This is a genomic window from Rhizobium sp. P2_G2 (genome assembly GCF_056403555.1).
In genome coordinates, this window is record NZ_JBFUFF010000031.1 from 1 (window position 1) to 26,984 (window position 26,984).

Annotated in this window: 31 protein-coding genes; 18 read left to right on the forward strand and 13 right to left on the reverse strand. The window is 61.2% G+C overall.

The features are described from left to right. The 12 genes from tilS to AC1D06_RS21180 all read right to left on the reverse strand — a co-directional run. On the reverse strand, positions 1 to 795 hold a 795-nt coding region (gene tilS, locus AC1D06_RS21125), incomplete at its 3' end, for a tRNA lysidine(34) synthetase TilS (RefSeq protein WP_477987788.1). A 1-nt stretch (position 796) separates the two neighbouring features. Further along, on the reverse strand, positions 797 to 1,786 hold the full coding sequence (gene ybgF, locus AC1D06_RS21130; RefSeq protein WP_477987790.1) for a tol-pal system protein YbgF: 990 nt from the start codon (positions 1,784 to 1,786) through the stop codon (positions 797 to 799). Positions 1,787 to 2,028: 242 nt separating this feature from the next. Next, positions 2,029 to 2,559 (reverse strand): peptidoglycan-associated lipoprotein Pal, encoded by a 531-nt coding sequence (gene pal / locus AC1D06_RS21135; protein WP_477883916.1) that lies wholly within the window; start codon positions 2,557 to 2,559, stop codon positions 2,029 to 2,031. Positions 2,560 to 2,685: 126 nt separating this feature from the next. Next, positions 2,686 to 3,993 carry a Tol-Pal system beta propeller repeat protein TolB gene (tolB, locus tag AC1D06_RS21140; RefSeq protein WP_477883914.1) on the reverse strand — a complete coding sequence of 436 codons (1,308 nt, stop codon included), beginning with the start codon at positions 3,991 to 3,993 and terminating at the stop codon, positions 2,686 to 2,688. Between the two features lie 71 nt (positions 3,994 to 4,064). Next, on the reverse strand, positions 4,065 to 5,204 hold the full coding sequence (gene tolA / locus AC1D06_RS21145) for a cell envelope integrity protein TolA (RefSeq protein WP_477883913.1): 1,140 nt from the start codon (positions 5,202 to 5,204) through the stop codon (positions 4,065 to 4,067). Between the two features lie 19 nt (positions 5,205 to 5,223). Next, on the reverse strand, positions 5,224 to 5,685 hold the full coding sequence (gene tolR / locus AC1D06_RS21150) for a protein TolR (RefSeq protein WP_477883911.1): 462 nt from the start codon (positions 5,683 to 5,685) through the stop codon (positions 5,224 to 5,226). Between the two features lie 18 nt (positions 5,686 to 5,703). Further along, entirely contained in the window at positions 5,704 to 6,441 is a 738-nt protein-coding gene (gene tolQ / locus AC1D06_RS21155; protein ID WP_477883929.1) for a protein TolQ, read from the reverse strand. 565 nt (positions 6,442 to 7,006) lie between these two features. Next, positions 7,007 to 7,273, reverse strand: coding sequence for a type II toxin-antitoxin system Phd/YefM family antitoxin (locus tag AC1D06_RS21160; protein WP_477883910.1), 267 nt, complete (start codon positions 7,271 to 7,273; stop codon positions 7,007 to 7,009). A gap of 62 nt (positions 7,274 to 7,335) precedes the next feature. After that, positions 7,336 to 7,608 carry a Txe/YoeB family addiction module toxin gene (locus tag AC1D06_RS21165; RefSeq protein ID WP_477883909.1) on the reverse strand — a complete coding sequence of 91 codons (273 nt, stop codon included), beginning with the start codon at positions 7,606 to 7,608 and terminating at the stop codon, positions 7,336 to 7,338. A 1-nt stretch (position 7,609) separates the two neighbouring features. Continuing rightward, on the reverse strand, positions 7,610 to 7,861 hold the full coding sequence (locus tag AC1D06_RS21170) for a type II toxin-antitoxin system Phd/YefM family antitoxin (protein WP_477883907.1): 252 nt from the start codon (positions 7,859 to 7,861) through the stop codon (positions 7,610 to 7,612). A 107-nt stretch (positions 7,862 to 7,968) separates the two neighbouring features. Beyond that, positions 7,969 to 8,895: a response regulator gene (locus tag AC1D06_RS21175; RefSeq protein WP_477883905.1), complete on the reverse strand. Its 927-nt coding sequence runs from the start codon at positions 8,893 to 8,895 to the stop codon at positions 7,969 to 7,971. Next, positions 8,892 to 12,272, reverse strand: a complete 3,381-nt coding sequence (locus AC1D06_RS21180) for a hybrid sensor histidine kinase/response regulator (RefSeq protein ID WP_477987791.1) — start codon at positions 12,270 to 12,272, stop codon at positions 8,892 to 8,894. Before AC1D06_RS21180 ends, AC1D06_RS21175 begins: the two co-directional genes overlap by 4 nt. Before the next feature lie 205 nt (positions 12,273 to 12,477). Between AC1D06_RS21180 and AC1D06_RS21185 the strand changes: the two genes are divergently transcribed. Continuing rightward, a complete protein-coding gene (locus AC1D06_RS21185) occupies positions 12,478 to 12,912 on the forward strand; it encodes a DCC1-like thiol-disulfide oxidoreductase family protein (protein WP_477987792.1) in 435 nt (144 codons plus the stop codon). Between the two features lie 8 nt (positions 12,913 to 12,920). Here AC1D06_RS21185 and AC1D06_RS21190 read toward each other — a convergent pair whose 3' ends face one another. Then, complete coding sequence (locus AC1D06_RS21190) at positions 12,921 to 13,163, reverse strand: CopG family ribbon-helix-helix protein (RefSeq protein ID WP_477987793.1); 243 nt, start codon at positions 13,161 to 13,163, stop codon at positions 12,921 to 12,923. Between the two features lie 282 nt (positions 13,164 to 13,445). Here AC1D06_RS21190 and urtA point away from each other — a divergent pair, with 282 nt between their 5' ends. From urtA to AC1D06_RS21275, 17 genes are all read left to right on the forward strand, one after another. After that, positions 13,446 to 14,729, forward strand: a complete 1,284-nt coding sequence (gene urtA / locus AC1D06_RS21195; protein ID WP_477987794.1) for an urea ABC transporter substrate-binding protein — start codon at positions 13,446 to 13,448, stop codon at positions 14,727 to 14,729. 158 nt (positions 14,730 to 14,887) lie between these two features. Further along, a complete protein-coding gene (gene urtB, locus AC1D06_RS21200) occupies positions 14,888 to 16,510 on the forward strand; it encodes an urea ABC transporter permease subunit UrtB (protein WP_477883174.1) in 1,623 nt (540 codons plus the stop codon). Next, positions 16,507 to 17,673: an urea ABC transporter permease subunit UrtC gene (urtC, locus tag AC1D06_RS21205; RefSeq protein WP_477987795.1), complete on the forward strand. Its 1,167-nt coding sequence runs from the start codon at positions 16,507 to 16,509 to the stop codon at positions 17,671 to 17,673. The genes urtB and urtC overlap by 4 nt, the downstream gene beginning before the upstream one ends. 4 nt (positions 17,674 to 17,677) lie before the next feature. Further along, the gene (urtD, locus tag AC1D06_RS21210; RefSeq protein WP_477987796.1) at positions 17,678 to 18,442 is read left to right on the forward strand and encodes an urea ABC transporter ATP-binding protein UrtD; all 765 of its coding nucleotides are present in this window, start codon (positions 17,678 to 17,680) and stop codon (positions 18,440 to 18,442) included. A gap of 208 nt (positions 18,443 to 18,650) precedes the next feature. After that, positions 18,651 to 19,346 (forward strand): urea ABC transporter ATP-binding subunit UrtE, encoded by a 696-nt coding sequence (urtE, locus tag AC1D06_RS21215; protein ID WP_477987798.1) that lies wholly within the window; start codon positions 18,651 to 18,653, stop codon positions 19,344 to 19,346. Positions 19,347 to 19,544: 198 nt separating this feature from the next. Then, the gene (locus AC1D06_RS21220; RefSeq protein ID WP_477987799.1) at positions 19,545 to 20,372 is read left to right on the forward strand and encodes an urease accessory protein UreD; all 828 of its coding nucleotides are present in this window, start codon (positions 19,545 to 19,547) and stop codon (positions 20,370 to 20,372) included. Positions 20,373 to 20,453: 81 nt separating this feature from the next. Next, positions 20,454 to 20,756 carry an urease subunit gamma gene (locus AC1D06_RS21225; protein WP_477883164.1) on the forward strand — a complete coding sequence of 101 codons (303 nt, stop codon included), beginning with the start codon at positions 20,454 to 20,456 and terminating at the stop codon, positions 20,754 to 20,756. A gap of 7 nt (positions 20,757 to 20,763) precedes the next feature. After that, a complete protein-coding gene (locus AC1D06_RS21230; protein ID WP_477987801.1) occupies positions 20,764 to 21,018 on the forward strand; it encodes a DUF1272 domain-containing protein in 255 nt (84 codons plus the stop codon). A 13-nt stretch (positions 21,019 to 21,031) separates the two neighbouring features. Next, a complete protein-coding gene (locus AC1D06_RS21235; protein WP_477883160.1) occupies positions 21,032 to 21,337 on the forward strand; it encodes an urease subunit beta in 306 nt (101 codons plus the stop codon). A gap of 17 nt (positions 21,338 to 21,354) precedes the next feature. Next, positions 21,355 to 21,789 carry a lysozyme inhibitor LprI family protein gene (locus AC1D06_RS21240; RefSeq protein ID WP_477987802.1) on the forward strand — a complete coding sequence of 145 codons (435 nt, stop codon included), beginning with the start codon at positions 21,355 to 21,357 and terminating at the stop codon, positions 21,787 to 21,789. A 12-nt stretch (positions 21,790 to 21,801) separates the two neighbouring features. After that, positions 21,802 to 22,230, forward strand: coding sequence for a lysozyme inhibitor LprI family protein (locus tag AC1D06_RS21245; protein ID WP_477987803.1), 429 nt, complete (start codon positions 21,802 to 21,804; stop codon positions 22,228 to 22,230). Then, positions 22,227 to 22,847: a Urease operon accessory protein gene (locus AC1D06_RS21250; RefSeq protein WP_477987804.1), complete on the forward strand. Its 621-nt coding sequence runs from the start codon at positions 22,227 to 22,229 to the stop codon at positions 22,845 to 22,847. The genes AC1D06_RS21245 and AC1D06_RS21250 overlap by 4 nt, the downstream gene beginning before the upstream one ends. A 5-nt stretch (positions 22,848 to 22,852) precedes the next feature. After that, positions 22,853 to 23,158, forward strand: a complete 306-nt coding sequence (locus AC1D06_RS21255; RefSeq protein ID WP_477987805.1) for an AbrB/MazE/SpoVT family DNA-binding domain-containing protein — start codon at positions 22,853 to 22,855, stop codon at positions 23,156 to 23,158. Then, positions 23,155 to 23,562 (forward strand): PIN domain-containing protein, encoded by a 408-nt coding sequence (locus tag AC1D06_RS21260; RefSeq protein ID WP_477987806.1) that lies wholly within the window; start codon positions 23,155 to 23,157, stop codon positions 23,560 to 23,562. Before AC1D06_RS21255 ends, AC1D06_RS21260 begins: the two co-directional genes overlap by 4 nt. Before the next feature lie 4 nt (positions 23,563 to 23,566). Further along, the gene (gene ureC / locus AC1D06_RS21265; protein WP_477987811.1) at positions 23,567 to 25,276 is read left to right on the forward strand and encodes an urease subunit alpha; all 1,710 of its coding nucleotides are present in this window, start codon (positions 23,567 to 23,569) and stop codon (positions 25,274 to 25,276) included. A gap of 1 nt (position 25,277) precedes the next feature. Further along, a complete protein-coding gene (locus AC1D06_RS21270; protein WP_477987812.1) occupies positions 25,278 to 26,051 on the forward strand; it encodes a hypothetical protein in 774 nt (257 codons plus the stop codon). A gap of 204 nt (positions 26,052 to 26,255) precedes the next feature. Next, a complete protein-coding gene (locus tag AC1D06_RS21275; protein WP_477987814.1) occupies positions 26,256 to 26,930 on the forward strand; it encodes a TIGR02117 family protein in 675 nt (224 codons plus the stop codon). Positions 26,931 to 26,984: the final 54 nt, after the last annotated feature.

The following is a 26,984-nucleotide window of genomic DNA, read 5'->3' on the forward strand; positions in this document are numbered from 1 at the left end:
CGCCTTTCTCTCGCCTTTCTCTGCCGTTGCATCGATGGCGACGTTCGTTTGGAGCGGGGAGCGCGCCCCTTGCCAATCTCCCCCCTTGAGGGGGAGATGTCCCGCAGGACRGAGGGGGGTATCCCGCAYGCCAGCGCCTTGCGACAACGCCTTGCGCACCCTGACCCGCTCGAAAATCTCATTCTCATTGCTGGGATCATCAGCCCAGCCAATGCCGCGCTCAACCAGATAATCCCGAATCTCCTGACGCCCTACCCCCAAAAACGGCCGCAAAACCCACACGTGGCGATCATAAAGCACCGCATCCGAAATCCCCGCCTCCGCCTGCGGATTGCGCATCCGCCGCATGGCCATTGTCTCGGCCTGGTCATCATCTGTGTGCGCCGTCACGATCAGATCGGCGCCGATCTCCTGCGCCAAATCCCCAAGCAGCCGATACCGCGCCTCGCGCGCAGCGGCCTGGACGCCGGATTGCGGCTTGCCACCCTGCCAGGTCAGTACATGATGAGGAATGGAAAGTTTTTCGCACAACACACCGGCGGCATGCGCTTCTTCCGTCGAGCCAGGTCTCAAGCGGTGATCGACGGTGGCGGCGATCAGCGAGACACCCGGTTCGGCCTTCGCCACGGCGGCAAGGGCCGCGAGCAGGCCGGTGGAATCACCGCCGCCGGAATAGGCGACGAGCAGGCGGCAGGGCCTTTTCAGGCCGTCCAGAAATTCGCGCGCCGCCTCGACAGGCAGGGCCTTGCTCGACGCGGATTGCGGAGCAGGCCGGCCGGGAAGCGGCTCGGCCATGTCAGCAGGCAAGCCGCTTCTGCTCGCTCGCAACCTTGGTGATGATCGACCGCGAGGCTTTCGGATAGGCTTTCGGCACTTCGCGCAGGGTCGCGCAGGCGGTGTCCTTGCTGTCGAGCTTGGCAAGCGACATGGCGAGCTTCAGCAGCATATCCGGCGCCTTGGGCGATTTTCCGTAGGCCTTGTAGCCTTCCAGGAACGTCTTGGCGGCATCGGTGAACTTGCCCTGGGAATATTGCGCCTCACCGAGCCAGAAATGCGCGTCCGACGCCTTCTTGGCATCCGGATGCGCCTGGATATAGGCCGCAAAGCTGCTTTCCGCACCGGCATAGTCACCAGACAGGATCTGCTGGTAGGCGGCATTGTAGTCCGGGTCATTGCCGGTTTCGAGTGACGCCGTCTGATTGTCAGCATTGGTGTCGGGCGGCGGCAGGTTGGTCGTGTTGACGCTGTCCGGGTTCTGGTTCTTGTCGGCGCCGACGAGATTGCCGCTCTTGTCGATCTTCAGATCGCCGAGATCGACAGGCGGATTGCCGGTGCCGTTGTCCGCCGTATTGTTGTTGTCGGCCGGCTGGTCGAGCGTCGCGGTATCATCGCTCTGGCCATTGTTCTTGTCTGCTCCCGGCGTTTGGTCGCCGGAAGCATTGGCTGTGTCACTGTTCTGGTTGGTCGGCTGGATTTCCGCCTTTTTCTTGCCGCCCTTTTCGAGCTGCTGGAAGCGGAATTCGTTGTCTTCCTGTGCCTTGCGCAGCTGTTCCTGCATCTGCAGCAGCTGGTAGCTCATATCCTCGATCTTGCCGTTGAGCGCCCGCACCTGCTCTTGCAATTGCTGCACCTGCATTTCGGCATCGCTCGACTGCGCCAACACAATCGGCGCCTGTTGCTTGACATGCTTGCCGGTCAGAAAGTCGAGCGTGAACGCACCCGACGGAGACGCCCACAGCGCAGTGCCGGCGAGCGCGAGCATGCCGACCATGACCTTTGTTCTCATTGATCCCATCCATTCATCCAAGAAATTTGCGCGAAGCGGCGCAACACGGCACTCATTTCAATTTTGCGGCAAAAAAGCAACAGAGTCAGGCCAAAGTAAGGTGCCGGAGGGACGGCAGGCCGCAGTGGGGAGAAAAAGCTGGGGGTGCATGAGAGGAAATGCGCTGCAAGCCCCAAAACAGCAAAGCAGCCTGCGATCCCCTCGCAGGCTGCTTTGAATCGTCCCCGATCTCAGATCGGCAATCAGCCGGCCGGGCCGCCGCGCAGCACGGTCACGCCGCGGCGGTTCTGCGACCAGCAGGAATCCTCGTCGCAGGTGGCGACCGGCTTTTCCTTGCCGTAGGAGATCGTCTTCATGCGGTTGCTCGGGACACCCTGGGCGGCGAGATAGTCGCGGGTGGCTTCGGCGCGGCGGGCGCCGAGCGCCAGGTTATATTCGCGCGTGCCGCGTTCGTCGGAATGGCCTTCGACGGTGATCGCATAGTTCGGATATTTGCCGAGCCACTGCGCCTGCTTGGCGAGCGTCTGGGCCGCATCGGCACGGATCGAAGAGGAATCGGTGTCGAAGAAGATGCGGTCGCCGACATTGATGGTGAAATCCTGCGGCGAGCCCGGCGTCGCGCCATTGGTGTTGAGGCCGAGATCGCTCGGATCGTTCAGCTTCTTGTTCTTGGCGCAGCTTGCCAGCGCAAGGCCCGCGACGAGCGCGATCACGAAGGGATTGCGCGCAATCTTTGCCATACGGCCGGGCTGGTAAGTTGTTGTATGGCTCATGGCCTGCTCCTAGTTCTTAATATTTACGGTTTCCAGACTCTAACCCGATGGGGTTAACCCTGATTCAACATTCATGGTTAACAAACCGGAAATCGCACCGAATCGGCACAATTTCCGGCGTCGCCGCTACTCCAGAAGTGGCGACCAGGCCGGGTCCGAGGCGAAAGCCGGGGTCGGGATCCGCTGTTCGTTATAGCCCGTCAGATCGATCGAGAAGAGCGACGGGCCGCCTGAACCAGCCGCCTGGCGGAAGAACATGATGACGCGGCCATTGGGCGCCCAGGTCGGGCCTTCATTGTGAAAGCCGGTGGTGAGCAGGCGTTCGCCGGAGCCATCGGGCTTCATCACGCCGATCGAGAACTTGCCGCCCGCCTGCTTGGTAAAGGCGATCGTATCGCCCTTCGGCGACCAGACCGGCGTCGAATAGGAACCGTCGCCGAAGGAGATGCGGTGCTGGTTGGAGCCATCGGCATTCATCACATAGAGCTGCTGGCGGCCGCCGCGGTCGCTTTCGAAGACGATCTGCGTGCCGTCAGGCGAATAGGAGGGCGAGGTGTCGATCGCTTGCGTCGCGGTGAGCCGCGTCGTGGTGCGCGAGCGCAGGTCCATTGTATAGATATTGGCATTGCCCTTTTCCTGCAGGCTCATGATCACCCGCTGGCCATCGGGTGAAAAACGCGGCGAAAAGGTCATGCCGGGGAAATTGCCCACGACTTCGCGCTGCCCGGTTTCGAGCTGCAGCAGATAGACACGCGGATTGTCGCCCTCAAACGACATATAGGTGATTTCCTGCTGGTTCGGCGAAAACCGCGGCGTCAGCACGATCGCCTTGGACTTGGTCAGGATGCGGACATTGGCGCCGTCCTGGTCCATGATCGCCAGTTGGCGGACACGGTCGGTCTTCGGGCCGTTTTCCGAGACGAAGACGACGCGGGTGTCGAAATAGCCCTTTTCGCCGGTCAGCTTCTCATAGACGGCGTCGGCGATGATATGGGCGACGCGGCGCCAGTTTTCCGGCCGGGTGAAGAACTGCTGGCCGATCAGCTGCTTGCCGCCATAGGTGTCCCACAGGCGGAACTCGGCGCGCAGGCGGCCGTCACCTTCCTGGGTCACGCGGCCGGTGATCAGCGCCTGCGCCTTGATCGACTTCCAGTCGTCGAAGCGCGGCACGGCATTGGGATCGGTGATCTTCTGGATGAAGGCCTGCTTGTCGATCGTCTTGAACAGCCCAGAATGCTGCAGGTCGGCGGTGATCACCTGCGACACTTGCTGGCCGAGCTGGCCGCTCGATTGCAGGTCTGTGATGGCGATCGGCAAGGGTTCGACATTGCCTTTGCGGATATCGATTGTCACGTCGGCGCGCGCCGGCATCGCGGCGACGGCTAGAAGGCCGGCCATCACGATCAATGCCTTGAGAATCGGGTGTTTCATCATCCTCTATCAGCCTTTCAGCCTACTTGTTCTGGTTTTTTGCGGGTGACATCCCCGCTAGGGTGTGATTCCGGTCACATCATGTCACTGGGTGTGAAATTGACGGTAACGACCTTCCACGTGTCGTACTTGTCCTTGGGCAGTTGGTCGAAGGGCGCGGACCGCATCACCGCGCGCACGGCACCGCCTTCAAGCACCTGCAACGAATCTGCATCGCCGCCAGTGCCCTTGACCTCGGGATCGCCGACGACCTGGCCGTTTTCGTCGAGGTGAAACTTGACGGTGATCATCACGCCATTGGTCTCGGTGCCCGGCATGATCGACCAGTTCTTCTCGATCATGCCCTTGAGCGCATCCATCTCGCTCGGCGACAGTTTTGCCGCTGTACTATTGGTGGTCTCCGCACCCAGCGCCTTGTCCTTGGTGCTGCGGCGCGCGCCGCCCGGATTGTTGTCGACCTTGTTGAGAAGCTCGGCGATCTCGGTTTCCTTGGACTTGAAGTCGGCGTCCTTGTTGGTCGTCGTCTTCTTGGCCTTCTTGTTTTCCTTGTCCTTCTTCGCCTTCTTGTCCTTGTCGGACTTGGCCTCGGTGACCTCTTTCTTCTCCTGCTTCTTTTCCTCGGTCTTCTTCGGCTCGTCCTTCTTCTCTTCGGTCTTCTTTTCCTCGACCTTCGGGCGTTCCACCGGCACCGGCACGTCGTCCGGCGTCGGCTCCAGCTTGGCCTCCTCGACCGGCTTGTCCTCTGCCTTCTTCACATCCGGGCGCGGCTCGGGCGTGACATCGGCGGCCGGCGTGCTGTCGGCAGTGTCGTCGGTGCTGGGATCGACGGCCGTGTCTTCCTTGACGTTATCGGTGGATTTCTGTTCCTCGGTGTCGTGCTGGGCGACATCGTCGGTCTTTTCGGCCGCCGCCGCCTTCTCGACATTGGAGGGCTTGTCCATCGGCGTCGGCACGCTCTTCAGGTCGAAGTCATTGTCGCCGCTGTTGAGCGCGTTTTCGACCTTGGCCTCGCGTGTCGTCTTTTCCTTGGACGCCTCTTCCTTCTTCGGCGCCTGCTTGTCGCCCTGCTGCAGCTGGCTCGTATCGGTGACCAGTTCGACAGGCAGCGCTTCGCCGGCGGTCACCTCCAATGGGGTGGCCGCGCCGAGCGAGATCAGCAGCCAGGCAAGCACAAGCCCGTGCAGCACGATCGATGTGATAACGCTACCCTTCATCGCCTTCTCTACTCAGAGCCTACTTTTCCGGCTGGGTGACAAGCCCGATATTCTTGTAACCAGCGTGCTGGATGCGACCCATGACATTCATGACAGCGCCGTATTCGGTGCCGGCATCGGCACGCACGAAAATCCGCTGATCGGCGCCGGCCTTGGCGATCGCTGTCAGCTTGGGCTCAAGCTCTTCGATCGGCACCGCCGCCTCGGTCTCGTCGCCCATATAGATCTCACCGGTCTTCTTGATGGAAACGGTGATCGGCTTGGTGTCCGAGTTCAATTCCTTGGCCTTGGTCTCGGGCAAATCGATCGGCACGCCCGTGGTCATCAAGGGTGCCGCGACCATGAAGATGATCAGCAGCACCAGCATGACGTCGACCATCGGCGTGACGTTGATCTCGCTCATCGGTGCACGCTTGCTGCCGCCCCTGCGCCGGCCACGTCCGCCGCCTGACCCTGCCTGTGCCCCTGCCGACATACCCATCTCAAACGCCCCCTGCTCTTACTGTGCCGCCTGGCGTGGCTGCAGTCTCTCATCAATCTGGCGCGAGAGTATGGCGGAGAATTCGTCCGCGAAGGCTTCCATGCGGGCGACCAGCTTGCCGGCATCGCCGGAAAACTTGTTGTAGGCGATAACCGCCGGGATAGCGGCAACGAGGCCGATGGCGGTGGCGAGCAGCGCTTCGGCAATACCGGGTGCGACGACCGCGAGATTGGTGGATTTCGACGCGGCAATGCCCTGGAACGACGTCATGATACCGATGACGGTGCCGAAGAGACCGATGAACGGGGCCGCCGAACCGATCGTCGCCAGCGAGGCAAGCCGCGCTTCGAGCGTTTCCGATTCACGCGCCAGCGACACATCCATGGCGCGGTCGATGCGCATCTGCAGGCCGATCGGCGAACGGGCGCCGCGCTCGAAGGATTTCTTCCATTCGCGCATGGCCGAAACGAAGATTGCCGCCATGCCGGTTGTCTGGCGTTCGGAGAGCGTCCGGTAGAGCTCCTCCAGCGACTGGCCGGACCAGAAAATCTGTTCGAAACTGTCGAACTGCTTGCGGGCGCGGGCATAGGAGACGACCTTGTCGACCACCATGGCCCAGGTCCATACGGAAGCACCGATCAGGCCCAGCATGACCAGCTTGACGACGATACTCGCCTGCAAGAACAGCGACAGCAGGCTCACATCCGCACTCGCGGCGGGCAGGTCCGTGACCTGCGTTGCCGCCTGCGCGAACATCGACCAGAGGCCGGTGTCGGAGGCAGCCACAGTCAGATTGGCAAATTCCATATTGTCCTAGTCCCCGAATCCAAACACCCGCCTTGATCGCAACCAAGCCGGGCGGCGTTCATTTTAGTCCGTCGCTAATCAGCTGGTTTTGCAGCCTTTGGCCTCGACCGATCGTAAAAGCTCCAATAACAAGCCTTCTTTACGCCAAATTTGGTGAAACGAAGGCGTGCAGTGCACAAAATCTGAGTGAAACCAGTAAGACTCTATTATGGTTAAAAGAGTGTTGACGAAACTTAGAACTTCTGCGGTTTGGGCGGGAAAGATTGCCTGAAATTACAGTAGAGCGTTCGGGGATGATCCTTCGAGGCCGACGCCGCTTCGCGGCATTGGGAACTCAGGATGAGGGGGAGATTGGAGCGCCGCGGATGCCACAAACTCCCCTCACCCTGAGGCATTTTTCGACGTAGTCGGAAAAGCCTCGAAGGATCCTTCGTCCCCCCCTGCATTAGGACCACTAGCCGCCGAGCCTTGTTCTCGACATCGAGCTTCACATAGATTTGCCCAGGATGCTTGTTTACAGTCCGCGCGTATCGGGAGCTTCGAAATTCTGCTCGAAAATTGGCGCCGTCAGATCGAACCCGTTTGGGATAATCACCGATCCACGCATGAAGCCATGGATATTTCGGATCGCATCTTCCCGACTCTCAGGCGGCATGAGCACAGCGACCGGCCTGCCCCGCTTGGTGACCACCAGGCGACCAATCTCGTTTCGCTCAAGACGATCGAGAATGTCGAAATACTTGGCGCGGAATTCGGAAGCAGTGATCGTTTGCATGTCCATAAGCGCCCCCGGCGGCTCTTTGAAGAACGGTTATAGCACGACTGATGCCGAAGACCCACAGATCACTTTTCATAGTGAAACCGACACTGGATTACCTCAAGCTGCTGCGCGGCCCCAGCCCCCGAAACGCGGTAAACGAGCCTGTGGTCACCCGTGATACGCCGGGACCAAAACCCAGCGAGGTCGCCTTTCAACGGTTCAGGTTTGCCCAATCCGACAAAAGGCGCTCTTTTCGCGTTTCTGATCAGGTCGTTGATCTTTGCGACCATGTTCATGTCGTTCTGTTGCCAGAACTCGTATTCTTCCCAGGCGTTTGGAGTCCACACCAACTTCATGTCAGAGCGTTGGGTCTTTTTCTATCAATTCCCCCTGGCGAAGCTGATCAAGGCTTTCACGGAGCCGGCGCGCATTAGCGGGAGTAGAGAGCAGATGCAGTGTTTCCTGCATGCTTTCGAACTCCTCTTCGGCTATGACCACCACAGACTCCGCACCCTGGCGTGTCACATGCAAAGGAGCGCGCGATTCTATGACGGCATCGTAATAGGTCGCGATATTCTGCCGAAACTCCGTCAAACGGACATGGGCCATCTAAATACCTCCTCGCGCCAGAACGTACGGATTTATGTACGTTACTCTGTCAAAAAATCAAGTATTTTTTTTCGGTGGAAGCCTGTCCGTCAGCCAACGCGTGCGGTTTATCCCTGCATCAACACATTCGCCGCCTTCACCGCCGCCGAGGCGCGGTTCTCCACCCCGAGCTTCACATAGATCTGCTCGAGATGTTTGTTGACCGTCCGCGCCGAGAGCCCAAGAATCTCGCCGATGTCGCGGTTGGATTTACCCTTGGCGATCCAGAGCAGCACGTCGGCCTCCCGCGCCGTCAGGCCAAAATGCTGGCGCAGCCGTTCGCCGTCGCTCGCCTGCGTCTGGCTGGTGAGGCGAAACAGGTGCTCGTCCTGGCCGATCGAGCCGAGGAAGGAGAGCGCGAGAGTCGCCTCGCCGCCGGTGTCGACAGTGAAGCCCGGATCGCGCGGGCCGGCGCCGGTCTTATGCTCGCCCATCCAGGCGAGGATGCGCCCCGCCACGAGGTCAAGGCCCTCGTCGCTGCCGGTGGCGGCATTGATCAGCCGCGTCGCCTGCGGTGTCGACCACAGGATCTTGCCATTGCCGCGCACCGCAAGCAGATGCCGGCCGGCGGCGTCGAGCGCCACGCGGGCACTCTGCGCCGAGCGCGCATTGGAAAGGTGCACGCGGATGCGCGCCCGAAGCTCGTCGACATTGATCGGCTTGGTCAGATAGTCGACACCGCCCGATTCCAGCGCCCGCACAACATGTTCGGTCTCGGTCAGCCCGGTCATGAAGATCACCGGCACCTGCGCCACACCCGCCGATGCCTTGAGCCGCTGGCAGGTTTCGAAACCGTCCATCGCCGGCATCACCGCGTCGAGCAGGATGAGGTCGGGCGTGATCCGGTCGACGATGGAAAGCGCCGAGGCGCCGGACGTGGCGATCAGCACCGAATAGCCGGATTGCTCCAGCGCATCGGTGAGGAAGGAAAGCGAATCCGGGCTGTCATCGACCAGGAGGATGATGTCGCGCGGTTCCTGCTGGGCGGCGTTCATGACAGGCTCTCCTCGCGTTCGAGCTTGCGCAGGTCGGCCAGATAGGCGTCGATATTGAAGGCTTTGATATGGGCTGTCATCACCTCGGTGAAATGCCGGTTTTCGCCTTCTTTCGCAAGGGCGCTAAGCTTGGCTTCGATACCACGCACATAGCCGATCTCGCCGAGCCGGATGAGTTCCTGCAGATGGCTGCCGCCGGGGCTTCTCATCTCCGGTGCGGCCTTGACACCATTTTCCGGCACAGCCAGGGCATAGACCCAGTCGAGCCCCAGCCATGAAGCAAGCCTGTCATGCAATTGGCGGAAATCCACCGGCTTGGCAATCAGGTCGTTATGGTCGCCGCCGGCCGGAATGCCGGCCGCGCCGTCGCCGATATTGGCCGACAGCATCAGGATCGGCGCCGTCTGGCCAATCTCGCGCAGCTTGGCCGTCAGCTCCCAGCCGTTCATCACAGGCATGGAAATGTCGACGAGATAGATGTCGGGCCTGATACCTTCGATCAGCGCCAGGCATTCCGGACCGGACGTGGCGGTCAGGACGACAAAATCCAGTGGCGCCAGCGCCTCGCGCATCAGTTCGCGATGTTCCTCGTTGTCGTCGACCACCATGATCGTCCGGCGCGAGCCGGTATAGGTGAGAATCTTGCGATCGGTCGCCGCCGCCGGCCGATGCAGCCGGTAGAGCATCAGCCGCACGCGAAACGTTGTCCCCTCGCCCGGTGTGCTTTCCACCGTGATCTCACCGCCGAGCGTCTGGGTGAGCAGCCGGGTGATGGTAAGCCCGAGGCCAAGACCCGGCGCCAGTTTCGACTGTTCGCCGGAGCCGCGCTGGAACGGCTCGAAAATCACCGGCAAGTCGTCGGCCGGAATGCCGGAGCCGGTGTCGCGGATGGTGAAGGTCGCGACCTGGTTGCGGTAGCCGATCTCCACTTCGACATGTCCCTCTGACGTGTATTTCACTGCGTTGGAGAGCAGGTTGACGAGGATCTGCTTGAGCCGCCGCTCGTCGGTGCGGACATAGGCCGGCAGCGCCGGGTCGCGCGACAGGGTGAAGCTCAGACCCTTGGCTTCGGCCTGCGGCCGGATCATCCCGCTGATCTGGTCGAGGAAATCCACCATGTTGATCTCGTTCGAATAGACCTGTAGCCGCCCCGCCTCGATGCGGGAAATGTCGAGCAGGCCGTCGATCAGGCCCGACAAGTGGTCGGCACTGCGCTTGATCACCTTGATCGCCGAGCGCTTGGCGTCTGGGATCGCCTCGTCGCGTTCGAGCAGTTGCGCATAGCCGAGCACGGCGTTGAGCGGTGTTCTCAGTTCATGCGTCAGCCCGACGACATAGCGGCTCTTGGCGCGGTTGGCGGCCTCGGCCGTCTCCTTGGCGTGCTGCAGCGCCGCATCCGTCTTCTTGTGGGCAGCGATTTCCTTGAGCAGTAGCGTGTTCTGCCGCGAGCTTTCCTCTTCGGCAACGACACGGCTGTCATGCGCCAGCACGAAGAACCATGTGGCGATACCGGTCATCACGGCGAAGACGAAGAACACCAGCAGCGCCGTGGCGTTGACCACTGACGCCGTCTGCGGCGAGGCATGGCCGGCCCTCAGCGCGATCATCCAGAGAATGGCGCCGATGCTGAACAGCGCGCCGGTGGTGATCATCGCATAGCGGCCAATGCGTGTGCCGAGCTTTTCGATCACCGCCTCCGGCATGAAGGTGCGGGCCACTTCGGTCGCCTGGTATTGCAGCCGGGCCTTGGGTTTGCAGAGATCGTGGCAGCGGCTGTCGAGCGAACAGCAAAGCGAGCAGATCGGCGCCGCATAGGCAGGGCACCAGGCCATGTCCTCCGGCTCGAACGGGTGCTCGCAGATCGAGCAAGTGATCGAGGCAAGGGTCTTCCACTGATGCCGCGGCTTGCGGGCTAGGTAGAATTTGCCTTTCGTCGCCCAGGCCAGTGTTGGCACCGTGGTGAAGGCAAGGATCGGCACCAGATAGATGGCGAGCGATGCGGCATAGTCGCCGAACAGGCCGAAATGCGCCGAAAGCGCCACCGCCGCGGTGAGCGCCATGCCGCCGAAACCAACCGGGTTGATGTCGTAGAGATGGGCGCGCTTGAACTCGATGCCGGGTGGCGCCAGCCCCAGCGGCTTGTTGATGAAGAGGTCGGCGGAGACGGCGCAGAGCCAGGCAGAAGCGACGATCGAGAACACGCCAAGCGTCTCCTCCAGCAGCTTGTAGATGCCGAGCTCCATCAAGAGCAGCGCGATCGCCACGTTGAAGAACAGCCAGACGACGCGGCCCGGATGGCTATGCGTCAGCCGCGAGAAGAAATTCGACCAGGCAAGCGACCCAGCATAGGCGTTCATCACATTGATCTTGAGCTGCGAGACGACGACGAAGGCCGCTGTCAGCACCAGCGCCAGCGTCCGGTTCGGCACCATATAGCCGAAGGCGGTGACATACATATGTGCCGGATCGGCTGCCTGGCTTACCGGGATGCCGGAGCTCAGCGCCAGCACGACGAGGAAGGAGCCGGCCAGCAGTTTCGGTGCCCCGACCACCACCCAGCCGGGGCCAGCGAGGAAGCGCGCCAACCGCTGCCACCCGTTCGCCGGCTTATGGTCGGCCGGCAGGAAGCGCAGGAAGTCGACCTGCTCGCCGATCTGCGCCATCAGCGCGAGAATCACCGCAGAGGCGGCGCCGAACATGGCAAGATCGAAGGGCGCGATCGTGCCGAGCTCGCCCGACTGGTGCCCCCGGCCGGCAAAGCTGAGCCAGAACTGGATTTTCGACCAGTCGGACGTGGCGATGAAGATGAACGGCAAGACATTGAGCACGATCCAGACCGGCTGGGTGATCAGCTGGAAGCGCGAGATCATCCTCACTCCATAGGTCACCAGCGGGATCACCGCTACGGCGCTGACGATATAACCGATCCAGAGCGGGATGCCGAACACCAGCTCCAGCGCCCCGGTCATGATTGACGCCTCGATGGCAAAGAGAATGAAGGTGAAGCTCGCATAGATCAGCGACGTCACCGTCGAGCCGAGATAACCAAAGCCGGCGCCCCGCGTCAGCAGATCGATGTCGACGCCGTGACGGATGGCGTAGCGGCTGATCGGAATACCGATCAGGAGCAAGAGGATCGAGGCGGCGATGATGGCGAAAATGGCATTGGTGGTGCCATAGGAGAGCGTGATCGCCCCACCGACGGCTTCCAGCGCCAGGAACGAGATGGCCCCGATTGCCGTCTGCGAAATCCGCGACGGCGAATATTGCCGTGCGCTCTTGGCGGTGAAGCGCAGCGCATAATCCTCGAGCGTCTGGTTGGCGACCCAGCGGTTATAGTCGCGGCGGACGGGAATGATGCGCTGGCGTGCGGTCATCGGCGCTGCACCTTCACAGCGCAAATGCTCAAAAATGCACCAATCATAGAACTTGAGTAAAAAACGTTCATAGTGCATCAAAAGCACGGATTGGCAGGTGCTCGCAAGTCCATTTACAAAGGCAGATGCGGCCAACTTCTCGTGGAAAGTTTACGGCGCTTGCGATAGGAGTTTCCCGTCATGACGGTTTCACGAAGAGCAGCCCGTGCCCAATCCATCAGCCAATGATCAACTCGCCGGCAAAACCGGAGACGTCTGGTTCGTCTATGATGGCGATTGCCCAATCTGCTCCGTTGCAGCGCGAGGCCTGAGAATCCGCAAAGCGGTCGGCAGTCTCAACCTGGTCGATGCGCGGACAGAGACCGATCACCCGATCCTGCAGGAAGTGCGGGATAAAAAACTCGATCTCGATCAAGGCATGGTGATCAAGTTCGGCGACACCTGCTACCATGGCGCGGACGCCTTGCAGGTCATGGCACTGCTCGGCACCGGCCAGGGCTGGTTCAATCGGATGAACGCGCTGCTGTTCCGCTCGAAGTCTCTGTCGCGGATCTGCTACCCATCAATGCGGGCGACGCGCAATTTACTGATCCGCCTGCGAGGCGTGGACAAGATCGACAATCTCGGAAAGACGGGCTGAAAGTCGCTTTAGCCTATATGCGCTCGGTATTTCGCGAGGATGCTAGCAACATGCTCATCGCTCGCGAATTCGCCACGATCCGCCTCCGCCAGTCCGGCCTCGATTTCAGCCAGTTGCCATTCTTCGCGTGCAACGAAATCCTCGATCGCCCGCTCCGCAAGATCCGATTTGGAGCAATCAAGCTTCTGCGCCAGGCGATCGAGGCGAGCATCGATCTCTTCGGAAACACGTACTGTGATGGCGGCCATCAAAGTTCTCCTGACGCACGCGCGAAACGCGAAGCAATTGTCATCATAGGCTGCTCGTCCGTCAACCATAGCGGTTCGCGTCTGTAGTCTTCTTGCACCGCTATACTCTTGAGCAGGAACAAACGCACCCGTTCGTCTCGTGCACCATCCTTCCCCCTTTCCCCCTGCCCGGTACGTCATATGACGTATGTCGCAGTGCACAATCTCGCACGATAGTTCCCGCCAGACAACGGCTTTAACCCAATCTTAACCCGTTGCCTCACGCTCAAAAGAGAGGGGAACAAGATGAAACTCAAGAACATGATCACCAGTGCATTGCTGGCAGGCGCCATGTCGCTTTCGGCCGTGCATGCCTTCGCTGAGGATACGATCAAGGTCGGCATCCTGCATTCGCTGTCCGGCACCATGGCGATTTCCGAGTCGACGCTCAAGGACGTCATGCTGATGCTCATCGACGAGCAGAACAAGAAGGGCGGCCTTCTCGGCAAGAAGCTCGAAGCCGTCGTCGTCGATCCGGCTTCGGACTGGCCGTTGTTTGCCGAAAAGGCCCGCGAGCTGATCCAGAAGGACCATGTCGCCGCCGTGTTCGGCTGCTGGACCTCGTCGTCGCGCAAGTCGGTTCTGCCGGTCTTCGAAGAGACCAACTCGATCCTCTTCTACCCGGTCCAATATGAAGGCGAAGAATCCTCGCGCAACATCTTCTACACCGGTGCCGCTCCGAACCAGCAGGCGATCCCGGCTGTCGACTACCTGCTCAACAATGAGAAGGTGAAGCGCTTCGTGCTCGAAGGCACGGACTATGTCTATCCGCGCACCACCAACAAGATCCTCGAGGCCTACCTGATTTCCAAGGGTATCCCCAAGGAAGACATCATGATCAACTACACGCCGTTCGGCTTCTCCGACTGGCAGACGGAAGTGGCCAAGATCAAGGATTTCGGCTCGGCCGGCAAGAAGACCGCCGTGGTCTCGACCATCAACGGCGATGCCAACGTGCCGTTCTACAAGGAACTGGGCAACAAGGGCATCAAGGCCACCGATATCCCGGTCGTCGCCTTCTCGGTCGGCGAAGAGGAACTTGCCGGCCTCGACACCAAGCCGCTGGTCGGCCATCTCGCCGCCTGGAACTACTTTGAATCGGTCGAAAGCCCGGCCAACAAGAAATTCATCAAGGAGTGGCACGCCTATACCAAGGACAAGAAGCGGGTGACCAATGACCCGATGGAAGCCGCCTATATCGGCTTCAACGCCTGGGTCAAGGCCGTGCAGGCCGCCGGCACGACCGACACCGACAAGGTGCTCGACTCGATCATCGGCGTGACCGTTCCCAACCTCTCCGGCGGCTATGCCACCGTGATGCCGAACCATCACATCACCAAACCCGTCCTGATCGGCGAAATCCAGGCCGACGGACAGTTCACCATCGTCCAGCAGACGCCGGAAGTTGTCGGCGACGAATGGTCGGACTTCCTGCCGGACTCCAAGGACCTGATCTCCGATTGGCGCAAGCCCCTCAACTGCGGCAACTTCAATGTGAAGTCCGGCAAGTGCGGCGGCAAGGGTTCCTGATATCGGTCTAAAACATCTCCTGGTGTGAAACCCCAACAACACACCAAGATCACTTCCGTCCGGGCTTGCCCGGGCGGAAGCCCGGTTGAACCAGCGCTGCGAGGCGCTGCGCCGATCGCAAGATTGCGGTGATCGGCGGTGAATGAGGCGAAAAGCCGATGAATCGCGCCCTCAAGATTGTTTTCATTGCTTTTTGCCTGATGGTTTCGGCACTCGCCAGCACCGTTCGCGCCCAGGAAGACGACAAGATCCATACGCTGGTCAATGCGCTCGGCGTCGGCGGATTCCCCGAACGCGAGGCTGCCATCAAGGCGCTCGCCGCCTCCAGAGACCCGCATGTCGCAAAACTCCTCGACGCGTTGAGCAATGGCCTGCTCTATGTCAGCGAGGATGGCGGCCCGGTGCTGCTGCAGCAGGGCGACGATGACAATCCATCCTTCGTCGACCCGATCACGGGCACGCCCGTGGCTGATGTCGATCCCGACACGATGAGCAAGGTCAAGATCAACAATTCCGTGCGCGCGGTGATTGACGATGTCAGCGCCCAGATGACGTTGCTGTCGCCCGACCGCAGTGCCCGCCTTGCCGCCGCCCAGGGCATGCTGAAAGACGCCGACCCATCCAACCTCGATCTCCTCAACTCCGCCCTCAAGCAGGAGCAGGACGGCGAGGTCAAGGGCGTCATGGAAGCTGCCCGCGCCGTCATCATCCTGAAATCCGACGCCAAGGCCGACGACAAAAAGGCGGCCATCGACCTGATCGCCGCGCATGGCGACCGTGACGCGCTGACCATCCTTTCCATGGCGATGCAGACCGCGCCGGCCGATCTCAAGCCGATCATCCAGTCCGATATCGACGGCATCAATCATTCACTGGCGCTCTGGGATGTCGCCCAGAATGTTTCCTACGGCGTTTCGCTCGGCTCGATCCTGCTGCTCGCCGCCATCGGGCTCGCCATCACCTTTGGCGTCATGGGCGTGATCAACATGGCGCATGGCGAAATGGTCATGATCGGTGCCTACACCACCTACGTGGTACAGCAGGCGATCGGCGCCTGGGCGCCGGAGCTCGCCGATTATTCACTCGCGATCGCCGTCCCGTCCGCCTTCCTCTTCACCGGCTTCGTCGGCCTGGTGATCGAACGGCTGGTGATCCGCTTCCTGTATGGCCGGCCGCTCGAAACCCTGCTCGCCACCTGGGGCATATCGCTCATTCTGCAGCAGGGCGTGCGCACCATTTTCGGCCCAACCAACCGCGAAGTCACCAATCCGTCCTGGATGTCCGGCTCCTTCGATGTCGGTGGCCTGACATTTACCTGGAACCGCACCTGGATCATCGTCTTCGCGCTCGCCGTTTTCGCCGCCCTGCTGTTCATCCTCAAGCAGACGCCGATGGGGCTACAGATGCGCGCCGTCACCCAGAACCGCCGCATGGCCTCGTCGATGGGCATTCGCACGCCCTGGGTCGATGCGGCCACTTTTGCGCTCGGCTCCGGCATTGCCGGCATTGCCGGCGTGGCGCTCAGCCAGATCGACAATGTCTCACCCAATCTCGGCCAGGGCTACATCATCGACAGCTTCATGGTCGTGGTGTTCGGCGGCGTCGGCAATCTCTGGGGCACGCTGGTCGGCGCGTTTTCGCTCGGCATCCTCAACAAGTTCCTCGAACCCTATGCTGGCGCTGTTCTCGGCAAGATCCTGGTTCTCGTCCTCATCATCCTCTTCATCCAGAAGCGGCCACGCGGCCTGTTCGCCCTCAAAGGAAGGTCGGTGGAAGCATGATAACCGCTTTTCTCCTGCGCTCGCTGGACCGCAAGATCGTCGTCGCCGTGCTCGTGCTGCTGGCGCTGGCGGTGCTGGTGCCGGTCCTCAACCTGATGACCGGCCCAGACAGCGCGCTGCATGTTCCGACCTATATCATGTCGCTGTTCGGCAAATATCTCACCTATGCCATGCTGGCACTGGCGCTCGACCTCGTCTGGGGCTTCTGCGGCATTCTCTCGCTTGGTCACGGCGCCTTCTTCGCACTCGGCGGCTATGCGATGGGCATGTATCTGATGCGCCAGATCGGCTCGCGCGGCGTCTATGGCAATCCGCTGCTGCCGGACTTCATGGTCTTCCTCAACTGGAAAGACCTGCCCTGGTTCTGGCATGGCTTCGACATGTTCTGGTTTGCCGCACTGATGGTGCTTGTGGTGCCTGGCCTGCTCGCCTTCATTTTCGGCTGGTTCGCCTTCCGCAGCCGCGTCAACGGCGTTTACCTGTCGATCATCACCCAGGCGATGACCTATGCGCTGCTGCTCGCCTTCTTCCGCAATGACATGGGGTTCGGCGGCAACAATGGCATGACCGATTTCAAGGACATCCTCGGTTTCAACATCCAGGCCGACGGCACTCGCGCCGCTCTCTTCGCCGCCACCGCGATCTTGCTCGCCATTGCATTGCTGCTCGCCTCGGCAATCGTCCGCTCGAAATACGGCAAGGTGCTGATTGGCGTGCGCGATGCCGAAAGCCGGGTGCGCTTCCTCGGCTTCCGCGTCGAGAACATGAAACTCTTCACCTTCGTCGTCTCGGCGATGATGGCCGGCATCGCCGGCGCGCTCTACGTGCCGCAGGTCGGCATCATCAATCCCGGCGAATTCGCTCCGGCCAACTCGATCGAAGTCGTCATCTGGACGGCAGTCGGCGGCCGCTCGACGCTGATCGGGCCGATCATCGGCGCGATCCTGGTCAATGGCGGCAAGACCATCTTCACCGGCCTTTTCCCCGATTACTGGCTGTTTGCACTGGGCGGCCTCTTCGTGCTCACCACGCTCCTCCTGCCCAAGGGTATCGTCGGCACCATCCAGCAGTCGATCAAGACCCGGCAATCCTACCGTATGGCGGCAGCCCGCGAAAAGGCGGCCATGATCCCCACCGGCGCCGAACCCGAAGCCGCGGAGTAGACCCATGCCCCCGATCAACGCACCCGAAAAACCCACCAGCATCCTCTACCTGAACGGCGTCTCCGTCTCCTTCGATGGCTTCAAGGCGCTCAATTCGCTGTCCTTCGTCGTCGAACCGGGTGAGCTGCGCGCTATTATCGGCCCAAACGGTGCCGGCAAGACGACGATGATGGACATCATCACCGGCAAGACCCGGCCCGACCAGGGCGAGGTCTTCTTCAACGGCACGATCGACCTGACCAAGAAGGACGAGGCCGACATCGCCCAGCTCGGCATCGGCCGCAAATTCCAGAAGCCGACCGTGTTCGAGAGCCACACCGTCTGGGACAATCTCGAACTGGCGCTCAACCGCAACCGCGGCGTCTTCGCCACACTGTTCTATACGCTGACGCCGGCCGATAAGGCCCGCATCGAGGAGATCCTCGAAACGGTGCGGCTCACTGCCCGCAAGGATGACTATGCCGCCAATCTCAGCCACGGCCAGAAGCAATGGCTGGAGATCGGCATGCTCCTGGCGCAGGAGCCGAAGCTCTTGCTGGTCGACGAACCCGTTGCCGGCATGACCGACGCGGAGACGGCGGAGACGGCTATTCTGCTCAAGGAAATTGCCAAGACCCGTTCGGTCGTGGTGGTCGAGCACGACATGGGCTTTATCCGCGATCTCGGGGTCAAAGTGACGTGTCTGGCGGAAGGCTCGGTGCTGGCGGAAGGGTCGATCGATTTTGTCAGCAACGACCCGAAGGTGATCGAGAACTATCTGGGGCGATGAAGATGTCAACGTTGGAATTCTTGGTACCCCCCTCTGCCCTGCCGGGCATCTCCCCCTCAAGGGGGGAGATCGGCAAGAGGCACCGTCACGATCTCATCAGAAACCTAGCGGTCAGGCCGAGCGGCCGCCTCGGGTCAATCTCCCCCCTTGAGGGGGAGATGYCCGGCAGGACAGAGGGGGGTAACCCCGGAAAACAGGGGCTCCCCACATGCTGACCGTCGAAAACGCCAACCTCCACTACGGCGCCGCCCAGGCCCTGCGCGGCATCTCGATGAAAGCCGAAATGGGCAAGATCACTTGCGTGCTCGGCCGCAACGGCGTCGGCAAGTCCTCGCTGCTACGCGCCATTACCGGCCAGCATCCGCTCTCGGCCGGCACCGCCTCCTTCAACGACAAACTCATGAACGGCATGCCGCCCTATGCCCGCGCCAAGCTTGGCATCGGCTATGTGCCGCAGGGCAGGGAGATCTTCCCACTGCTCACCGTCAAGGAAAATCTCGAAAGCGGCTTTGCGCCGCTGAAGCGCGCCGACCGCTCGATCCCCGACGATATCTTCAGCTTGTTCCCGGTGCTGCAGACCATGCTCGGCCGTCGCGGCGGCGACCTGTCGGGCGGCCAGCAGCAGCAGCTCGCCATCGGACGCGCTCTGGTGACGCGGCCGAAAATCCTCGTTCTGGACGAGCCCACCGAAGGTATTCAGCCGTCGATCATCAAGGATATCGGCCGGGCGATCCGCTACCTGCGCGACAGTACCGGCATGGCGATTCTGCTTGTCGAACAATACCTTGATTTCTGCCGCGAACTCGCCGACCATGTCTACATCATGGATCGCGGCGAGATCGTCCACGAGGGTCCAGCCGAGACGCTGGACACGCCCGAGGCGCGCCGGCATTTGACGGTGTAGCCTTTGAACGTTTGCATGCGCGAGTTACCCCCCTCTGCCCTGCCGGGCATCTCCCCCTCAAGGGGGGAGATTGGATGGGGCGCGCTCATCAGACTTCACCCACCTAGAATTCGGCGATGCTTGGGGCAGGCACGCGCCGCGAATCAATCTCCCCCCTTGAGGGGGAGATGCCCGGCAGGGCAGAGGGGGGTTTGACCGATGCTCGCCCCCAATCCCGAAATCGCCATCCTCCCCCAGCGCGCCAAGGGCGCCGCCCGCCTCGTCACCAAATCCGCCGGCAACAAAACCAGGCTCGACGTCTTCTTCCAGGAGAGTGCCGCCAAGATCCGGATCCCCGAATCCTATGATGGCCGCATGGAAGCCGTGCTGATCAACACCTCCGGCGGCCTCACCGGCGGCGATCGGATTGCCTGGCAGGTCGAGGCCGGCGCGGAGACCCATGTCACCGTCACCACCCAGGCCTGCGAGCGCGTCTACAAATCCTCAGGCGGCCATGCCGAGGTCGCCACCACGCTCAAGGCCGGCGCCAATGCCAGCCTTCACTGGTTGCCGCAGGAAACCATCCTCTTCGACCAGGGCGCGCTTCGCCGCACGCTCGACGTCGATCTCGCCGACAGCGCCGAATTCATCGGCCTCGAAGCCGTGCTCCTCGGCCGCAAGGCGATGGGCGAAATCGTCGAGACCGGCCTCTTCCGCGACCGCTGGCGGGTGCGCCGGGGTGGCTGCCTGATCCATGCCGAGGACGTTTGCCTGTCAGGCGATCTCCGCAGGCTGGTTGCCAAGTCGCCCGTGCTCCAGGGCAACCAGGCCTTCGCCACCCTGATTTATTGCGGCACCCGCGCCGAGGCGCTGATCTCGCCGCTCAGAAAACTCTTCGGCGACGCCACGACGGGCGTCAGCGTCTGGAACGGCAAACTCCTGATCCGCTTCGTTGCCTCAGAAGGATTCGAGCTCAGAAAAATGCTGATCCCGGCAATTTCGCTCTTGCGAAATGGCGATCCCGCCCCGAAAGTGTGGAGCCTTTAACGGCCTGCGTCATTTGCCGTATTGCCGGCCGATGACGACTGATTTCTTATTGAAAAGACTGGGCTTACCGCGGAGCAATCGATGAATCTCTCCCCCCGTGAAAAGGACAAGCTGCTGATCTCGATGGCGGCGATGGTGGCGCAACGCCGGCTTGAGCGCGGCGTCAAGCTCAACTATCCCGAGGCGATCGCGCTGATCTCCGATTTCGTCGTCGAGGGCGCCCGCGACGGCCGCTCGGTGGCCGATCTGATGGAGGCCGGCGCCCATGTCATCAGCCGTGACCAGGTGATGGAAGGCATTGCCGAAATGATCCACGACGTGCAGGTCGAGGCAACCTTCCCCGACGGCACGAAACTCGTCACCGTCCACGAACCGATCCGCTGAGGCCTCGATGCTGGAACTCCGCCCCAACTGCGAGTGCTGTGACAAGGACCTGCCGCCCGAGAGCGCCGAGGCCCGCATCTGCACCTTCGAATGCACGTTCTGCGCCGATTGCGCGGAAAATACGCTCGCCGGCACCTGCCCCAATTGCGGCGGCAATTTCACCGCCCGTCCCATTCGCCCCGCTGCGATGCTAGCCAAATATCCCGCTTCCACCAAACGTATCCTGAAAGCCGAAGGCTGCCAGCCCACCAAGGCCGCGTGAGAAAGGACCGACCATGATCCCCGGTGAACTCATCCCCGCCAAGGGCGAGATCGAACTCAATGCCGGCCTGCCGACCGTGACTATCGACGTCGCCAATACCGGCGACCGGCCGATCCAGGTCGGCTCGCACTACCATTTCTTCGAGACCAACAAGGGGCTGGATTTCGACCGGGAGAAGGCCCGCGGCATGCGTCTCGACATTCCCTCCGGCACGGCGGTGCGCTTCGAGCCCGGCCAGAAGCGCACGGTGCAGCTTATCCCGCTCTCCGGCAAGCGCGAAGTCTACGGCTTCCGCCAGCAGGTGATGGGAAAATTATAAAAATCAGGAGGAGATGCATGAGGAGAGCGGCAATCGCAGCAGTGTTGCTGTGGAGCAGCGTGGGTCTTGCCCATGCGCAGCAAGATGGCAACGATGACGACCAGAATATCGACTGCAAGAATGCCGAGACGCAGGCCGACATGAACTCTTGCGCGGCGATGGATTACGAGAAGGCCGACAAGCAGCTCAACGTCGTTTACAAGGAGGCGCTGAAGAGCCAGGCGGATCTCGACAAGCAATCGGCCGAGATCAATCCTGACTATGTCGGCGCGGTGCAGGCGCTGAAAAAGGCGCAGCGCGCCTGGATTGATTACCGCGACGGCCAATGCGAGGGCGTCGGCTACCAGGCCGTTGGCGGCTCGATGCAGCCTATGTTGATCAATGGCTGCGAGGCCGACCTGACCAACAAACGCATCAAGGAACTGCAAGACCTGATCAAGGGCGCGGGCTGAGCCGGAGGACTTATGCGACTTTCCATTCTGACACTTTGCACCATGCTTCTCTTCCTCCCGACCGTGAATCAGGCCCTGGCCGAGGACCAGCCGCAGGTCGATTGCTCCAATGGCGGCAACACGACGGTGGAAATGCAATATTGCGCCGAGCAGGACTATGACAAGGCCGACAAGCAGCTGAACGCTGTCTACAAACAGGCGCTCAAGACCGAAGCCGATCTCGACTCCCAGGCGCAGAGCAAAGCGCAGGCCGGAGCTGTCGCTTCGCTCAAGGCAGCTCAGCGCATCTGGATCCAGTATCGCGACGCCCATTGCGACACTGTCGGTTACGAGGCGCAGGGCGGCACCATCCTCGGCCAGTTGCTGCTGAGCTGCAAGACCGAGATGACCAACGACCGCATCAAGGCATTGAAAGGCCTGATCAAAGGTCTGGGTGAATGACGACACGCAGCATCATGATCGTCGGCAATGGCGAGATCGATCCCGGCTTGGCCCGGACGATCGACGCGGCCGACGTCGTCATGCGCTTCAACGACTGCCGCTCGGCCGGCAATGGCGGCACGAAGACCGATATCGTCACCGTCTGCAACACCGGTCGGCCGGGCAAAGCCATGACCGAGGACTCGGAGTGGAAGACCAATCCCTTCGTGCTCGCCGCATCTGCCATCTGGTGCGTCCGCGATCCCCATAAATTCGCCGCGATGCGGCCATCGATCCTCGCCGAACATCCGGAACTGGATGATTTCTGTGATGACTATACGGATGGCTTTCGCGACTTTGCCCGGGAGACCGGCAAGGCCTTCCATGTCGTCCCCGCAGCCACCCAAGAGCAGCTGGACGCCGAACTCGCAGCCTACCATCCCGGCCCCTATGTCGTGCCTTCCACCGGCCTCGTCGCCATTGCCGAATTCCTCACCCATTTCAGCCAGAAGGGCGATCGCGTGACGCTCGTCGGCTTCGGCCATCAGGGCTGGGAATGGCACCCCTGGCAAGCAGAGGAGCAGTGGGTGGAAGATCGCGTGAGGCAGGGGAGACTGGAAAAGTATGGGAATTCGTGATATGTATGAATTTTCTGAAAAGTAGGGAATTCATGGAGCGCGCAACGGGCAGGTTTGATGCCAGAACGTCGACAAAGGGACAGGCGACGATTCCCATAGAAGTCCGCAGGGCGCTCGGTCTGCCGCCGGGCGGCTCGGTGCAGTTCATCATCGGCGATGATGGCAAGGTATCGGTGATCGCCAAGAAGAGCGGCCTGCGGCACCTGAAGGGCATTTTCAACACGCCAAGCGAACCGGTCGACATCGAAAACGCGATTGCTGAAACCGTTCAGCTCAGAACCGACATCGATCGCAGGGAGGAAGACCCTTGATCGGCATCGATACAAACATCCTGTTGCACTATCTCCTAGACGACGACCCGATCTGGTCGCCCGTTGTGACGGATTTCGTCGACAATCGGCTGACCACGGAGCAGCCGGCTTACGTCAATGTGATCACTCTGATTGAATTGGTCTGGACGCTGCGGCGCAGGCCGGAATACGATCGCTCGCGGCTGACTTCGGTCGTCGAAAGCCTGCTTTCATCCGACGTCATCGTGCTCGCCGAAGCATCTGCCATCGAGCGGGCGCTGTCATCCTTCAAGAAGGGCACAGCAGGATTTGCCGACTACCTGATTGCCGAACTGAACGAGGCAGCCGGCGCCTCGCCTACCATCACGATCGACCGCAAGGCCGGAAAAACCTTTCCGTTCACTCCCCTCTCCCAAGGAGCCTGACCCCATGTCCTACAAGATGTCCCGCGCCGCCTACGCCTCGATGTTCGGCCCGACCACCGGCGACCGGCTGCGTCTCGCCGACACGGAGCTCTTCGTCGAGGTCGAGAAGGATTTCACCACCTATGGCGAAGAAGTAAAATTCGGCGGCGGCAAGGTCATCCGCGATGGCATGGGCCAGAGCCAGGTGACGCGGGCGGATGGCGCAGTCGACACCGTCATCACCAATGTGCTGATCATCGACCATTGGGGCATCGTCAAAGCCGATGTCGGTCTCAAGGATGGCCGCATCGCTGCCATCGGCAAGGCCGGCAATCCCGATACGCAGCCGGGGATCACGATCATCGTCGGCCCCTCGACCGAGGCCATTGCCGGCGAGGGCAAGATCCTTACCGCCGGCGGCATGGATGCGCATATCCACTTTATCTGCCCGCAGCAGATCGAGGAAGCGCTGATGAGCGGCGTGACCTGCATGCTGGGCGGCGGCACCGGTCCCGCCCATGGCACGCTCGCCACCACCTGCACCGGCGCCTGGCATATCGAACGCATGATCGAAAGCTTCGATGCCTTCCCGATGAACCTCGCGCTGGCCGGCAAGGGCAATGCCTCGCTGCCCGCCGCACTCGAGGAAATGGTGCTGGCCGGCGCTTCGAGCCTGAAGCTGCACGAAGACTGGGGCACGACCCCGGCGGCGATCGATTGCTGCCTGTCCGTTGCCGACGCTTATGACATCCAGGTGATGATCCACACCGATACGCTGAACGAATCCGGATTTGTCGAGGATACGATCGACGCCATCAAAGGACGCACGATCCACGCCTTCCACACCGAAGGGGCCGGCGGCGGTCACGCGCCCGACATCATCAAGGTCTGCGGCTCGCTCAACGTCATCCCGTCGTCGACCAACCCGACCCGCCCCTATACGGTCAACACGCTTGCCGAGCACCTGGACATGCTGATGGTCTGCCATCACCTGAGCCCGTCGATCCCGGAAGATATCGCCTTCGCCGAAAGCCGCATTCGCAAGGAGACGATCGCCGCCGAAGACATCCTGCACGATATGGGGGCTTTCTCGATCATCTCGTCCGACAGCCAGGCCATGGGCCGCGTCGGCGAAGTGGCAATCCGCACCTGGCAGACGGCTGACAAGATGAAGCGTCAGCGGGGCAGCCTGAAAGAAGAGACCGGCGACAACGACAATGTCCGGATTAAGCGCTACATCGCCAAATATACGATCAATCCGGCCATCGCCCAGGGCCTCAGCCACGAGATCGGCTCGGTGGAAGTCGGCAAACGCGCCGATCTGGTTCTCTGGTCACCCGCCTTCTTCGGCGTCAAGCCGGACATGGTCCTGCTCGGCGGCTCGATCGCCGCGGCCCCGATGGGCGATCCAAACGCCTCGATCCCGACGCCGCAGCCGATGCATTACCGGCCGATGTTCGCGGCCTATGGCAAGCTGCGCACCAATTCCTCGGTCACCTTCGTCTCGCAGGCTTCGCTCGATGCCGGTCTGCAAAAAAGGCTCGGCGTGGCGAAGAAGCTGCTGGCGGTGAAAAACACCCGTGGCGGCATCTCGAAGAAATCGATGATCCACAACGACCTCACCCCGCATGTCGAGGTCGACCCGGAAACCTACGAAGTCCGCGCCGACGGCGTGCTGCTCACCTGCGAGCCGGCAACGGTGCTGCCGATGGCGCAGCGCTACTTCCTGTTCTGAAATGTTCTGGTCGACGAAGCCGACGCTGAGCGATGACGATGTCGAGTGGCAGCTGGGCGCGTGGGCCTGGCTGCTGGAAAATCTCGGCGGCATTGACCGCCTGAAATCGCTGCCGTCGAAATATCCAAGACAAGCGGACTTCCCGCGCTCAGGCCTTTCGGGGCATGCGCATGTGGAATTCGTCTTTTCCCAGGTCTGCGGCCAGCTCGGCGTCGATCCGAGCAATTTCGAGCTCGTTGCCCAGCAAGCAGCGATCGATCCCCATGTCGGCCATCTGGCGATCGTCAAGAACGCGCCGCGCGACCCGGCCGGCACCTACAGCAGACAGGACAATCGCCAGGTCATCACCTACGAGCCCGGCAGCGCCCGCGATTTGGAACATCTCATCGCGGTGCTGGCGCATGAACTTTGCCACGGCATCCTCCATTCCATCCCGGCGCGTCCGGATGATTGGGGCGACAACGAGGAGTTCGCCACCGATCTCGCCACCGTGTTCTTCGGCTTCGGGCTGTTCGGCGGCAACCAGTCGTTCCAGTTCAGTCAGTTTAACGACGTCGGAAGCGGCACGCAGGGCTGGTCGACCCGGCGGCTGGGCTATCTGACACAGGCTGAGTGGGGATTTGCGCTTGCCGTGCGGGTGCTTCTGACCGGCGAGGATATCGAGCCGGTCAAGCAACATGCAGTGGATGCGTTGGGCTCGCATTTCATCAAGAACCATCGCTATTTGTTGAAATATCGCGACAGGCTTGAACCACTGGCCGACATGATGGGGTGACCCTAAGCGAAAACCTGAGAATGTTGCCGCACTCGGAACACTCTTCCGTGTTCCAAGTTGCAAAATCTGGCGGCACGCCTATTCCTCATGAGATTTGCTGGAGCATCGCATGGTGGCTGAAGAACAAACGGAGCTGAGGCTGAATCACCTGCATGGGATTCGCGACCATGTCGATGATATCAAGCTTTGGCTGAGCATCGCGCATTGAGAGCCATTCTGCGTTGGATCATCCGCCTTCTGGTTCTGATCGCGGTTTTTGTCGCGGCGGGCACCTTCATCCCCCGCCCGCTGCTGCAATCGGCGAATGCGGACAGTTCGAATGAAGCCCCCCGCCAAATCCTCCTCCTCTCCAACCCCATCCACACCGACATCGCCATCCCGCTCGACGATGCACTACGCACCCGCTTCGCCTTCCTCATCGAAGCCGGTATACCGGTCGACAATCCCGGTGCGAAATATCTGGTCGTCGGCTGGGGCGGTCGCTCCTTCTATTTGGAAACGCCGCATTGGGCCGACATCAAGCCGCTGCCGGTGTTCCGGGCGCTGACCGTCGATCGTTCGGTGATGCATGTCTCCGTCGCCGGCACGATCCGGCAAGACGATCCCGGCGTGACGCGGCTGAGCGTCAGCGACGCAGGCGAAAACCGCATGCTTGATTTCATTCTCGCCAGCTTCGCGCTTCAGGACGATAAACCGGCACTGATCCCCGGTGCGCGTTACGGCCGCGACGACGCCTTCTATGAGGCCAACGGCGTCTTCAACGCATTGATGGGCTGCAACACCTGGACGGCGCGTGCGTTGCGAGAGGCAGGTCTCCGCACAGGCATGTGGAACCCGGTGCCGCAGACGCTTGCTCTGTCGATCCGGCTTTTTGATTAAAACTTGTCGAGGATTGCAGCGGCCAGCTCCGATCGGTCAACTCGATTGGAGTTG